At 73.4% G+C, this 12,874-nt stretch carries 12 protein-coding genes; 2 read left to right on the forward strand and 10 right to left on the reverse strand.

The window, feature by feature from the left end; translation table 11 throughout:
- Nucleotides 1-2: 2 nt before the first annotated feature.
- The 8 genes from BLW14_RS32915 to fabD form a co-directional block, all read right to left on the reverse strand.
- Complete coding sequence (locus tag BLW14_RS32915) at nt 3-2,366, reverse strand: beta-ketoacyl-[acyl-carrier-protein] synthase family protein (RefSeq protein ID WP_093711019.1); 2,364 nt, start codon at nt 2,364-2,366, stop codon at nt 3-5.
- Nucleotides 2,367-2,400: 34 nt separating this feature from the next.
- Complete coding sequence (locus BLW14_RS32920) at nt 2,401-3,687, reverse strand: beta-ketoacyl-[acyl-carrier-protein] synthase family protein (protein WP_018521806.1); 1,287 nt, start codon at nt 3,685-3,687, stop codon at nt 2,401-2,403.
- Nucleotides 3,684-4,100, reverse strand: coding sequence for a 3-hydroxyacyl-ACP dehydratase FabZ family protein (locus tag BLW14_RS32925; RefSeq protein ID WP_093711020.1), 417 nt, complete (start codon nt 4,098-4,100; stop codon nt 3,684-3,686). The genes BLW14_RS32920 and BLW14_RS32925 overlap by 4 nt, the downstream gene beginning before the upstream one ends.
- Entirely contained in the window at nt 4,097-5,374 is a 1,278-nt protein-coding gene (locus BLW14_RS32930; RefSeq protein ID WP_093711021.1) for a beta-ketoacyl-[acyl-carrier-protein] synthase family protein, read from the reverse strand. Before BLW14_RS32930 ends, BLW14_RS32925 begins: the two co-directional genes overlap by 4 nt.
- A complete protein-coding gene (locus BLW14_RS32935; RefSeq protein WP_018521809.1) occupies nt 5,371-5,823 on the reverse strand; it encodes a hotdog family protein in 453 nt (150 codons plus the stop codon). Before BLW14_RS32935 ends, BLW14_RS32930 begins: the two co-directional genes overlap by 4 nt.
- Before the next feature lie 31 nt (nt 5,824-5,854).
- Nucleotides 5,855-6,622, reverse strand: a complete 768-nt coding sequence (locus BLW14_RS32940) for an SDR family NAD(P)-dependent oxidoreductase (RefSeq protein ID WP_093711022.1) — start codon at nt 6,620-6,622, stop codon at nt 5,855-5,857.
- Nucleotides 6,623-6,752: 130 nt separating this feature from the next.
- The gene (locus tag BLW14_RS32945; RefSeq protein WP_256333057.1) at nt 6,753-7,166 is read right to left on the reverse strand and encodes an acyl carrier protein; all 414 of its coding nucleotides are present in this window, start codon (nt 7,164-7,166) and stop codon (nt 6,753-6,755) included.
- A 75-nt stretch (nt 7,167-7,241) separates the two neighbouring features.
- Entirely contained in the window at nt 7,242-8,210 is a 969-nt protein-coding gene (gene fabD / locus BLW14_RS32950) for an ACP S-malonyltransferase (protein ID WP_018521812.1), read from the reverse strand.
- Nucleotides 8,211-8,381: 171 nt separating this feature from the next.
- On the opposite strand from fabD, the gene BLW14_RS32955 reads away from it, so the two are divergent.
- Complete coding sequence (locus tag BLW14_RS32955; RefSeq protein WP_093711023.1) at nt 8,382-9,032, forward strand: TetR/AcrR family transcriptional regulator; 651 nt, start codon at nt 8,382-8,384, stop codon at nt 9,030-9,032.
- 68 nt (nt 9,033-9,100) lie between these two features.
- Here BLW14_RS32955 and BLW14_RS32960 read toward each other — a convergent pair whose 3' ends face one another.
- Nucleotides 9,101-10,306: an FAD-dependent monooxygenase gene (locus BLW14_RS32960; protein WP_093711024.1), complete on the reverse strand. Its 1,206-nt coding sequence runs from the start codon at nt 10,304-10,306 to the stop codon at nt 9,101-9,103.
- 203 nt (nt 10,307-10,509) lie between these two features.
- Here BLW14_RS32960 and BLW14_RS32965 point away from each other — a divergent pair, with 203 nt between their 5' ends.
- Nucleotides 10,510-10,983, forward strand: a complete 474-nt coding sequence (locus BLW14_RS32965) for a DUF1772 domain-containing protein (RefSeq protein ID WP_018521815.1) — start codon at nt 10,510-10,512, stop codon at nt 10,981-10,983.
- A 647-nt stretch (nt 10,984-11,630) separates the two neighbouring features.
- Here BLW14_RS32965 and BLW14_RS32970 read toward each other — a convergent pair.
- On the reverse strand, nt 11,631-12,842 hold the full coding sequence (locus tag BLW14_RS32970) for an AMP-binding protein (protein ID WP_093711025.1): 1,212 nt from the start codon (nt 12,840-12,842) through the stop codon (nt 11,631-11,633).
- Nucleotides 12,843-12,874 lie beyond the last annotated feature (32 nt).

Consider the following 12,874-nt stretch of genomic DNA (forward strand, 5'->3'; position numbering starts at 1 on the left):
GGTCACTTCTCCGTAGCGGGACGCAGGACGAGGCTGATGTGGGTGCCGCCGAGCGAGGAGCTGTTGATGAGGACGGGCCCGCTCGCCATGCCCCGCTCCCAGCCCGTCACCGCGAGCAGCGCGGACAGCTGCGCCCCGGCGCCCGCCGGCTCGCCCAGCACCTGCTTCGGGGTGTGCACCGGGGTGTCGCCGGGCGCGGCCAGCCGGTCGGTGGCCAGGGCCTCCGGCGCGTCGGCCCGCTTGAGGCCGGCCGCGTTGGCCCAGATGCCGGTCAGCTCGGCGGGCTCGACGCCGGCCTGGTCCAGCGCCTGGCGCATCGCCCGCTCCACGCCGCCGCCCTGCGGGTCCCAGCGGCCGATGCCCCGCGCGTCGGACGCGGTGCCGTGGCCGGCGAACTCCGCGAGGATGCGGGCGCCGCGTGCCCTGGCGGTGGACTCCCGCTCCAGGACCAGGGCGATGCCCGCCTCGGCCAGCGTGTAGTCCGGGGAGTCGAACAGCGGCAGCTGCCTGTACGCCTCCAGGACGCCCGGCGACAGGTCCTCCACCGCAGGGCACAGCACCGCGTCCGCCCGGTGCTGGAGCAGCAGGTCGTGGGCGACGGTCAGGGCGGACGCCCCGGCCGCGTGACCGGTCGTCACGGTGGACGTGGGGCCCTTCGCCCCGACGTTCATCGCGACCTGGCCGGCCGCCGCGTTGAAGACGGTGTTCGGGAAGACCGCGGGGCTGCCGTGTGCGGGGCAGCCCGCCAGCACCGGGAGCAGGAACTCCTCGATGGAGCGCATCGGGCCGAGGCCCGTGCCGAGGACCACGCCGACCCGGTCGTCCGCGGTGAGCCCGGCGTGCTCCAGGGCACCCCGGCACGAGGCGACGGCGAGCTGGCCGAGCGGGTCCATCCGGCGCCGGTCCCGGGCGCTGATGTACTTCTGCGGGTCGTAGTCGGCGCGGGCGACGCGCAGCCCGTCCTCGTCGGTGCCCAGGGCCCGGCCCTCGCGCCACGCCTCCCACACCGCGTCCGCGCCGTCCCCGGCCGAGGTGATCGCGGCGAAGCCGGTGACCACCACCTTCTCCGGGGGCGGCGCGTCGGCGGGGGTGAAGGAGCTGCCCGGCCGCCCGAAGGCGACGCAGGCGTTGGCCCCGGCGAACGCGAAGTTGTTGGACAGCGCCACGTCCATGGCGTGCGCGCGGCCCGGGTCCGGCACCGCGTCCAGGCCGCACTTGGGGTCCAGCTCGGTGAAGTTGGCGGTCGGCGGCGCGATCTGGTCGACCAGCGCCTGCACGGTGACGATCGCCTCGACCGCCCCGGCCGCGCCGAGCAGGTGCCCGACCATCGACTTGGAGCTGCTGAGCGCCGTCGCCTCGGCGGCCTCGCCCAGCGCGGCCCGTACGGCGTTGCTCTCGGCCGTGTCGTTCTTCGCGGTGCCCGTGCCGTGGCCGTTGATGTAGCCGACGTCCTCGGGGGTGATCCCGGCCGCCTCCAGCGCGGAGCGGATCGCGCGCGCCGCGCCCTCGCCCTTGGGGTGCGGGGCGGTCGCGTGGTAGCCGTCGGCGGACAGGCCGTAGCCCAGCACCTCGGCCAGGATGGGGGCGCCGGCGGCCCGCGCCACCGACTCCTCGGCCAGCACCAGCATTCCGGCGCCCTCGCCGAGCGAGAGGCCGTCGCGGTCCTTGGAGTACGGGGCGGCGGGCTTCGTCGACAGCGACTGGAGGCTGGTGAACCCGGCGAACGCCGTCTCCGTGAAGGCGTCGCTGCCGCCCACCAGCATCGCGTCGACCCGGCCCGCGCCGATCGCCTCGGTGGCGTGCGCGATGGCGTGCGCACCGGAGGCACAGGCGGTGTTGACGGAGACCGAGGGGCCCAGGAGCCCGAAGGCGCTGCTCAGCGCCTCCGCTATCGCCTGCGGGGACACCAGCAGGTAGTGGCGCCCGTCGTCCGGGCCCGACGTCTCGGTCTCCGCGCGGCGAGCCAGCTTCTCGGCGCTGCGCAGACCGCCGTTGCACGACCCGAAGGCCACGCCCCAGCGTGCGCCGGGCACATTGCCGAGGCCGGCCTGCCGCATCGCTTCCTGCGCGGCCACCAGGGCGAAGTCCACGGCCGGTTCGGGCTCGTGGCCGCCGAAGGAGGCCAGGTAGTCGTAGGCGGGGGTGCGCGGGTCGCGGACCTCGCCGCCGATCTCGGTGCCGTAGCCCTCCATCGGCATGCCGCGTACGGGGCCGATGGCGGAGCGGCCGGCCTTGACGCCCTCCCACAGGGCTGTGACGTCGTCGCCGTGGGCCGTCACCGCGCCCACACCGCAGACCACGACGGTCCGTCGGGACCGAGCCCCGCTGTCCGGCGAAGTGCCGGTGCTCTGCTCGCCGTTGCTCATGTCGCGACTCCTTTCGGGTTGTGCGTTGCGTCCATCAGGACCGCTCCATCGCTATGGCCACCGCCTGGCCCTCCAGGCCGCGGGCGAGTGCCAGGGCGTTGCCGGGGCGGGTCTCGCGTGGTGTCAGGGGTACGTAGTCGAGGTCGCAGTCGTCCGCGGGGTTGTGGAGGTTCTGCGTGGCCGGCACGACCCCGGAGTCCAGGGTGAGCGCGGCGACCGCCGCGTTCAGCGCCCCGGCGCCGCCGACCAGGTGGCCGGTCTGCGGTTTGACGCTGCTGATGAGCGCCGCCTTCGCGCTGGTGCCGAGCGCGTCGTGCAGGGCCAGGGTCTCGCTCGCGTCGCCCTGCCGGGTGGCGCAGCCGTGGGCTGCGATGTAACCGCCGTCCGCGAAGCCGTTGCCGGAGTCGGTGAGGGCCCGCCCGATCGCCCGGGCCAGGCCGCGGGCGCGGGCCTGCGGGCTCGGCGGGCGTACGCAGTCGTTGCCCGAGCCGAAGCCGGTGACCTCGGCGTAGACGTGCGCGCCGCGGGCCAGGGCGTGTTCGCGGTCCTCCAGGACGAGCAGGGCCGCGCCCTCCCCGAACACCGAACCGCTGCGGTCCCGGTCGAACGGGCGGAACGCCTCGGCGCCCAGCTCCGTACGCGTCGACAGCACGCCGAGCCCGTCCATCTTGGACATGGCCCACCAGCCGGTGGCGTCGTCGTAGCCGCCGGCCACGATCACGTCGGCCTCGCCGCGGCGGATGGTCCGCATGGCCCGGCCGATCGCCATCGCGCCGGAGTCGGCGGTGCCGGCGAAGTAGGAGTTGGCGCCCCGGATGCCGTACTTCTCCGAGATGTGGAAGCCGGCCGCGGGCTGCAGCCCCTCGACGAAGAACAGCGGTGCGACCACCGAGGAGGCCGTCTGCCCCAGCTTGTGCAGGTCGGGAGTGCCGTCCGGCGCCCGGACCGCCTGGAGCTGGGTGATCAGCTCGTCCATGCGGGGCATTTCCTTGTTGCTGCCGAGGAAGAGCCCGCTGCGGTGGCCGAGGTCGCCGACATCGTCCAGGCCCGCGTCGCGCAGGGCCAGGGTCGCGCCGGCCAGGGCCAGTTGGTCGCCCCGGCACAGCATGCGCAGGGTGCGCCGCTTCGCCCACTCGGTGGGGTCGAAGTCGTGGATCTCCGCGCCGATGCCGGTCCGCAGCGGCGCGGGGTCGTACGCCTTCAGCGGGCCGATGCCGCTGCGGCCGGCCAGCAGGTTCTCCCAGGTCTGTGCCGCGCCCTGGCCGATGGCGGTCATCAGGCCGATGCCGGTCACCACCACACGGCGTCCGCCGTCGCTCATGCTGTGTCCTTCCCGGCCCGGTCCGCCGCCGCCAGCGTCAGGGTGCGGGCGGTGGCGACCACCCGGTCCCCGACCCGGGCGGTGGCCCGTACCTCGGTCGTCTGCTCGGTGGTCTTCGTGACCTCGGCGGTGATGCGCACCTGGTCCCCGGGGCCCACGAAGTGCTTGAAGCGCACCGCGCGTACGGACTCCAGGCGCCAGGCCCGCTCGCCGCCCGCGGCCGCCTTCGCCAGGGCGGCCATGCTCTCCAGGAGCAGCACACCGGGCAGGATCGGGTGGCGCGGGAAGTGGGTGTCGAAGAAGGTCAGGGTGTTCGGGATGTTGCGTACGGCCACGGCCCGGTCGCCCGGTACGAGTTCCTCGATGCGGTCGAAGACGGGCGCGGTGTCGGTGGCCCCGGTCGTGGCGGTCATGCGTCCTCCCCTGCGGCGCCGATGACGATGCTGGTGTTGCTGCCGCCGAAGGCGAACGCGTTGACCAGGGCCGCGCCCACCGGCATCGGGCGCGCCGTGTGCGGCACGTAGTCGAGGTCGAGGCCGCGGTCGTTCTTGTCGAGGTTGACCGTGGGCGGCACCAGCGAGTGCTTCATGGCGCCGATCGCGGCGAGGACGCCCAGGCCGAGGCTTGCCGATGTCAGGTGGCCGGCCATCGACTTGGGGGCGCTGACCACCAGGCCGTCCGCGTCGTCGCCGAAGACCTTCTTGATGGCGACGGTCTCGGAGTGGTCGTTGCCGTGCGTGCTGGTGCCGTGCGCGACGACGTAGTCGATGTCGCCGGTCTTCAGGCCGGAGTCCGCGAGCGCACCCTCCATGGCCTGGATCGCGCCGGAGCCGTCGGGCGGCGAGTCGGTGATGCGGTAGGCGTTGAGCGTGGAGGCGTATCCGAGGACCTCGGCGAGGATCGTCGCGCCCCGGGCCCGGGCCGTGTCCATGTCCTCCAGGACGACGGCGACGGCGCCCTCGCCGACGACGAAGCCGGAGCGGTCCGCGTCGAAGGGCCGCGAGGCGTGCTCGGGGTCGTCGTTGTGCTGGTCGGTGAGCGCGCCCAGCAGGCTGAAGCCGAGGATGTCGAGCCAGGTCGTCAGGGAGTCGTAGCCCCCCGCGACCATGACCTTGGCGTCGCCCTCCTGGATGGCGCGGAACGCCTCGCCGATGGCGTGCCCGGACCCGGCGCAGGCGGTGCTGATGCCCATCATCGGGCCGGTGGCGCCGATCATCCGGGCCATGGCGGCCAGCGGCACGTTCTGGTCGTCCGTCAGCGTCACGGCCGGCGGCTGGCAGATGAAGGCGTCGGGGCGGCCGGTGGTGGCCCGCAGGTGCCCGATGTCCAGCAGCGTCTGCAGCTCGGGGCGGCCGACGCTGGCCCCCATCGAGACCCCGCGCTCCTCGGCCGGGTACACGTCGAGCGGCACCTCGTCGAGGCCGGCGTTGCGCACGGCCTCCCAGGCGGCCGCCACGCCGAACTGCCCGACGCGGGAGAGGTGCTTGCGGCCGACGCGGGCCGGGATGGCCGTCTTCGCGTCGAAGTCCTTGACCTGGGCGGCGATCCGTACGGCGAAGCCCTCGGCGTCGAACGTCGTCAGCTTGCCGACGCCGCTGCGCCCGGTGGTCAGGCCCTCCCAGGTGGTGGCGGCGTCGTTGCCGAGGGGCGTGACGGCCCCCACCGCGGTGATGGCTACGCGTGTCATCCGACCGGTCCTCCGCCCTGGAGCTGGTGCGCCATGCGCCGGGTGTTCGCGGGGTCGTCGAGCCGTTCGGCGTCGATGAGCGCGCAGAGCAGGCCGCTGACCTCCAGCACCTTCTCGCCGTCCACGGTGACGGTGCCGTCCAGGACGGCGGCGTCCTCGTTCATCGACTCGATCCTGGCCTCCATGTGCAGGACCTCACCGGGCTGCACGGGGCGCAGCGAGGTCGCCTCGCCGACGGCCAGGAGTGCGGCGCGCAGCCGGTGGTCGGTGCTGATCATGATCAGCCAGGTGGCGGCCTGGCAGAGGGCCTCCAGCGCCAGGCCGAACGGCATGGCGGGCCCGTCGCCGGTGCTCTGCCAGTACGTCTCGTCGACCGAGGTGACCTTGCGGGCCGTGATGCGCTCGTTGGGCGCACACGTCTCGATCCTGTCGATCAGATGGAATCGCATCGTCGTCTCTTCTCCCGGTTCCCGTGGCCCGTCACGGCCGGCCGACGCCGAGCTGGGCGGAGAACCCGCCGTCCACACAGAGCAGTTCGCCCGTCGTGTAGCCGGAGTCGGGCCCGGCCAGGAACAGCGCGGCCGAGGCCACCTGCTCGACGGTGGCGAACCGGCGCATCGGGATCTGCCGCTTGATGCTCTTGCCGCCGTCCCGCTGCATGACCTCCCCGACCAGTTCGGTCGGGGTGAAGCCGGCCAGGACGGCGTTGACCCGTACGCCGAACCGCGCGAGCTCGACGGCGGCGCAGCGGGTGAAGGAGTTCAGGGCGCCCTTGGACGCCGAGTAGTTGGACTGCCCGATCCAGCCGCGCTCGCCCATGGCGGACGAGATGTTGACGATCGTGGCCGCGCCCTGCGCCATGAACTGCTCCATGACGGCGTGGGTGCAGTGGTAGGCGCCGCCGAAGTTGGTCTTCATGACGTTGAGCCAGGCGTCGGCCGGGGAGTCGTAGATCAGCCCGTCGTCGCTGACGCCGGCATTGTTGACCAGCAGGTTCAGGGGGCCCAGCAGGCGGTTGGCCTCCTCGACGAGGCGGGCCGCGTCCTGCGGGTCGGCGACGTCGGCGCCGATCGCCACGGCCTTGCCGCCGGCCGTCTCGATCTCCTTGACCACCGCGAGGGCGTCCTCCCGGCGGGAGCGGTAGTTCACGGCGACGGCCGCGCCCTGCTCGGCCAGTCCCAGGGCGATGGCCCGGCCGATGCCGCGGGAGGCTCCGGTGACCAGCGCGGTGCGGTCCTTCAGCTTCATCTGTCTCTTCCTGTTTCTGCCGGGAGATGGGCGGCACGGGGGCGGACGTGGCCGGATGGCCGGTGGCCCCGCGGCCGGTGTCCGGGACGCCTTCGGCCCGGACACCGGCCGCGGAAGGCGGCGGGGCGGGTCAGGCGGCCTTGGCCCGCTCGGTGAGCAGGTCGGTGAGGTTCTGGACGGTGAACAGCCCGAGCACGCCCTCGGCCGTCAGCGGCTCGGTCAGCTGGGCGCGGTCGAACTGCGGGAGCACCTTCTCCAGGTGGGTCAGACCGGTGTCGTTGACGACCTCGTTCTCGTCGCCGAACTCCTCGTCGGGGATGCCGCCCTGGAGCAGGTCCGCGATGTCGGCGACGGTGATCTTCACCTTGGTGGTGCGCTCCAGCCGGAAGAGGATGTCGAGCAGGTCGATCGACTCCGCGCCCAGCTCGCCCAGCAGGGTCGCCTCGGGAACGGCCTCGTCCTCGTCGATGCCGAGGGCGTCGGCGACGGCGGCCTGCACTGCGGAGAGGTAGTCGGTCGTCGTGGGGATCAAAGTTTCGGACACCGCTGGCTGCCTTTCGGTGGGTTGTTGCGTACGGGCCGGCGCCGGGGGCCGGTCCGCCGGGTGCGGGGCGGGTGCCTAGGCGGCGGCCGCCGTGGTGATCTCCTGGCTCAGGTCGCGCAGGAGGGTGGTGATGCGGCGCGCGTCGTTGGTGCTGCGCACGTCGGCGCCGGGCGCGGTCCGCTTGGCGAAGCCGCTGAGCACCCGGCCGGGTCCGACCTCCAGATAGCCGTCCGGGACGGTCTGCGCGGCGCCGGCGAGTACGTCGACCCAGCGGACCGGGCCGGCCAGCTGGCGGCGCAGCAGGTCGCGGGCGTGGGCGCCGTCCCGCACGAGGGTGCCGGTCACCGAGCTGTACACCGGGAGCCGGGGGGACCGGAAGGTGACCCGGGCCAGCTCGGCGGCGAACTCGTCCTCGATGACACGCATGAGGGAGCAGTGGAAGGGGGCCGAGACCTTGAGCGGCACGGCGCGTTCGGCTCCGGCCTCCAGGGCGAGCCGCATCGCCTCGGCGACGGCCCCGTCCTGTCCGGAGACGACGGTCTGGCCGGCCTCGTTGTAGTTGGCGACCTCGACCACGCCGAGCGCGGACGCCTCGGCGCAGATCTCGTCGATCCGTTCGGGCGCGAGGCCCATGAGCGCGGCCATGGCGCCGGAGACGCGCTGCGAGACGCCGGCCATCAGCTCACCGCGCCGGCGCACCAGGCGAAGGGCGTCGTCGGCGGCGAGTACCCCGCCGACGACGAGGGCGGTGTACTCGCCGAGGCTGTGCCCGGCGACCGCGCCGGGCACGAAGCCGGTCTCCTCGTGGAGCACCTGGTACACGGCGAGGCTGGTGGCGACGATGGCGGGCTGGGCGATCTCGGTCGGCTCCAGCTCCCCGGCCGCCGCGGTGGAGCACAGCTCCATCAGGGGCAGCCCGGTCGCCTGCTGCGCGTGGGCGAGGACGCGGCCCGCGGTGCGCGGGTGGTCGCGAAGCAGATGGGCGGCCATGCCGGCGCGCTGTGATCCCTGTCCGGGAAACATCGTGAAGAGGTTGTCGCTCATTCCCGTCCTGCCTCACTGGGGGGTGGATGGTGTGTCATCGAGCCGTCGGCGAGGCGTTCTCGACTCCTGGAATGTCGCACCGCGCTCTGGCGCATTCCTCGAATGTGTCTCGATTCCCGCTGGCCACCAGGGCCTCTTGACGTGGTGTCACGCAGACGTGAGCTTGGGGCCATGGTCAGGATGAGTGCGCAGGAGAGGCGTGAGGTCGTCGTACGGGCGGCGGTGGTGGAGTTCGCCCGGGGCGGCTACCGCGGTACGTCGACGGAGACGATCGCGCGCCGCTCGGGGGTCTCGCAGCCGTATCTGTTCCGGCTGTTCCCGGGCAAGCAGGCGCTGTTCCTGGCCGCCGCGACGCGCTGCCTGGCGCAGATCACGGAGCGGCTGGTGGGGGCGGCGGACGGCCTGTCCGGCGAGGACGCGCAGCGCGCGATGGCGAACGCGTACACCCGGATCATCGTCAAGGAGCCGGAGAGCCTGCTGATGCAGATGCAGGTGTACGCCGCCGCTGCCGCGGCGGAGGCCGACGGGGACCACGCGTTCGCGGAGGCGGTCCGGGCGCACTGGCAGGAGCTGTGGGACGCGGTGCACGCGACGACGGGCGCGGACACGGCGGGCACGACGACGTTCGTGGCGCGCGGGATGCTCGTCAACGCCCTGGTGTCGCTGGGCTTCCCGGCCGGGCACCGCGCGTGGGACGGCCTCGACCCGACGGTCGGCATCCGCGCCCTGCACGGGTTCGCGGACGGGGCGCCCGCGCGGGAGGCGGGGCCGGGTACGCATGACGACGGGCCCGCCGGAGGGGACGCGGCGGGCCCGTCGTGATCAGGCGGGACGTCAGAACGTGTCCGGCGGATCATGGCCGGGGTCGCCCCTGATCCGCCGGACAGGCCCTAGTCGGCGCGGCCGGTGACCGGCGCCCGGTCCTTCTTCGCCCAGCGCAGCCCGTAGGCCACCTGGTCCTTCTCGGCGGCCGTGAAGGCGCGGGTGTTCCAGTTCTTGCGCATGAACGCCTCGCGCACCTTGATCAGCAGCGGGTTCTTGACGGCGCCCATCTTGCCGATCATCCAGGCGATGTTCTGGAGCGGCCCGGTGCGCTTGCGGCGCTCCTCCTCGTACCGGCGCAGCGCACCGACCGAGTCGCTGTCCTCGGCGAGGTATTCGGCGAGGACGAGCGCGTCCTCCAGGGCCTGGCAGGCGCCCTGGCCGATGTTGAAGGTGATGGGGTGGGCGGCGTCCCCGAGGAGGGTGACCCGGCCCTTGCCCCACTGCTTCTCTGGCTTGCGGCCCTCGACGTCGCCGCGCAGGATCCAGTCCTCCGGGGTGGCGCGCAGGATGTCGGCGACCGGGCCGGCCCAGCCCTCGTGGCGGCGCAGCAGCATGTCGCGTACTCCGGCGCCGTCGCGCCCGCCGGGTGCCCCGTTGGCCACGCTCATCCAGTGGACGAGGCCGGGGGCGACGTCGTAGTACGTGAAGCGGGTGCCGGGCCCGAAGACCGCGTTGAACGTGCCGGGCGGGATGTCCGCGTGTTCCATCGGGGCCCGGCCGCGCCAGGCGATGTAGCCGCTGAACCGGTTGCGGGCGGGCCCGAACATGCAGTCGCGCACGGCCCCGTGGATGCCGTCGGCACCGATCAGGAGGTCGCCGCGCTCGCTGCCGCCGTCCGCGAAGTGCACGGTGACGCCGTCCGCGTCCTGGTCGAAGGAGACGACCTGGGCGCCGGTGCGCAGCGGGGAGCCCTCCAGCGCGTCGCGCAGCACGCCGTGCAGCACGGAGCGTTCGACGGCGATGGTGGGGGCGCCGTAGCGCTCGATGAAGTCGCCGACGGGCCAGGCGCCGAGGACGTCGCCGCGGTCGGTGGTGAAGTGGGCGGTGTGCTGGACGGGCGCGACCTCCAGGACCTGGTCGGCCAGGCCCAGGTAGTCGAGGGCGAGCACGCCGTTGCTCCAGATGTGGAGGCCGGCGCCGCCGTCGCGCAGCGAGTCGGCTCGCTCGAACACGACGACTTCGAAGCCCCTGCGCTGGAGCGCGAGGGCGGCGGCGAGGCCGCCTATCCCTCCGCCGGCGATGAGTATGCGACGGGCACGTCCTTTGGCCATCTGTGGGTCTCCTCGTGGCTGTCCGGGCGCTGGGGTCCGGGCGGGGGTCCGACGGAACGGGGTGCGGGGCGGGCTGGAACGCCGAGGAACAAGGGGGCGCCGGAACAATCTTCCTGTCAACGCTAGAACTTTAATCGATGAATTCTGTAGTGTCATCGACAGATGATGGAGCACCGACTGTAGACCGACGAAGGTGGTTGTTGATGGAAGCGCTCCTGCAAACGCTGGCCGTGGTGGCCACCATGGCCAACGCCGTCGTGTACGGCACCGACGTCTTCTCGGCCCTCGTGCAGCGCCCCGCGATGGCCCACGTCGACGACCGGGTCCTCACCAGCACCATGGGTCAGATCCACCGCTTCGGCGACCAGCGGATGCCGGTCCCCGGAGTGTTCGGCCTCGTCGCGACCGTCGGCACGGCGGTCGTCGCGGCCGTGGACGGCAAGGCCGTGCCGGCCGTCGCGGCGGGCATCGCGGCACTGGCCCTGGTGGTCTGGCTGACCGTCTACAACAAGATCAGCGCCCCGGTGAACAAGGAACTCACCGACGCCGCCCTGGACTGCCGCACCGCCGCCGACGCCCGCGGCCTGCAACGCACCTGGGACAGCGTCATCAACGCCCGCGTCCTGCTCCAGGCGGTCGCCCTGGGCGGCATGTGCGTCGCACTGATGGGCTCCTGAACGCCGGCCGCCCGTACGGGAGGGGGCCCACCGGTGACCGGTGGGCCCCCTCCCGTGTGCCCGTGCCCTACTGGAGCGCGATGTTGCCGAGGACCGACTCCTCGGAGTCCTGGTCCAGGACCGCGTCGAGGACGGGCTCGGTCTCGGTGATCTGGGTCTGCTGGCTCTTAGCGGCCACGGGAGGGCTCCTTCGTCCTGGACAGCCTGCGGGAACACCTGTGCGGAAGCACACGGCGAATTCTCTATCGAGATTCGCTGGCCCCCCGATGGCCGTCAACCCGCCTTTCCCCGAATCGAGCGCCGCTCAAGAAATGCACCGGCCGTTTTCCCGTACGCCGATTTCCGGAAATGATCTGCGAACCCGTCTCGTACGTTTCTGGTGCGGCTCTCATGTGTTCCTCAAGCGGTTCTCCAGCGACTCACGGGAGTCTTTCGATGGCCCGGTATGCGTCCGGGCGCCCTGCCCCGTTTCCCGTCCGCTGCCAGGGGGTCGACCGATGAGGCTCTGCGTGTGCTCCCCGTACGCACCCGGGAACGACGACCCGGAGGCCAGGTCCGACGAGGACATCGGCTGGCCCCGGCGCTGACCGGGACGCGCGAAGGCCGCCCGACCGGTGAGGTCGGGCGGCCTTCGCCGCCGCGCCCGTTCAGGCGTACGCGGGTGTCTTACGGGTCACCAGGTGCAGCTCGCCGTCGAGGTCGAGGTAGCCCCGGTCCCCCGTGGCGAGCCAGCCGTCGGGGTGCCCGGAAGGCACCTGCGGTCCGCGTATCTCCACCTCGCCGTCGCTCCACACCGGCGCCGGCAGCCCGCTCACCGCGTCGACGACCCGGCACTCGGTACCCGGCAGGGGCGCCCCCGCCGCCCCGCGCCCCGGCAGCGAGCCGGGGACCTGGGCGTGCGAGAGGGCGGCGAGCCCGCCGACTCCGTACCCCTGGAGGACCGGCACCCGCAGGGTGTCCCGCAGCCTTCGGGCGATGCCCGGCTCCAGCGCGGCGCCGTCCGAGAACACCGCGCGCAGCCGGCCCCCGGGCGGGAGCACCCCGTGCCCGGCGAAGCGCGCGTCGTCGGTCAGCCGGGCGAGCCTGGCCGGAAAGCCGTAGTAGTGGGTGGCGCCCAGGCTCCGGCTGACGGTCATGCCCGCGCACGGGTCCGGGTCGGCGACCAGGACCTGCTCCGCGCCCGCGTGCACGGCGGCCGCCAGCAGCGAGGGGTGGTACGCCTGCATGTGGTTGACGACCACGCTGTCCGCGTCGAGCCGGTGCGCGATGGCGGTCTGGGCCGCGTTGGCCAGCAGGTTGCGGTGGCTCAGGCGCAACTCCCGTACACCGGCCGTGGCATGCGCGACCCGCTGTACGCAGGCCACCGCGTCCGCGTCCGTGAAGGCCGGCGGCAGCGCGGGGCCGGCGCCGGCGTCCAGCAGCACCTTCAGCGGGACGCTCCCGCCGCCGCCCGGCCCATCCGTGGCGACCACGGTGTGCGGCCGCCCGGGGCCCCCGGCCAGCCGCTCGGCCGCCGGGGCGGGCAGGAACGCGAACTCCGCCCCGGACCGCGCGCACAGGTCGCGCAGGGCCCCGGGGTCCGCCGCCGGGTCGGCGAGGGCCAGCACCAGGCCGCTGCGCACCGCACCGAAGTACACGGCGGGAAAGACCGCGTCCAGGGTGCAGGCCGCGACCACGGCCCCGTCGGCCCGGCGCGCGGTGCGCCGGATGCCGTGGGCGATGCGGTCCGCCTCACGGTCCAGACCGGCGAAGCTCAGGGTGCCGGCCGGGGTGGTGACGGCCGGGCGGTCCCCGTACCGCTCCGCGGCCCGGCGCAGGAGACCGTCCAGCGGACGGTCCAGGTGTCTGAGCACGGCCACGGTGACCTCCTGGCGCCGGGAACGGGGTGGGA

Source organism: Streptomyces sp. 2131.1 (assembly GCF_900105515.1).
Lineage (GTDB): Bacteria > Actinomycetota > Actinomycetes > Streptomycetales > Streptomycetaceae > Streptomyces > Streptomyces drozdowiczii.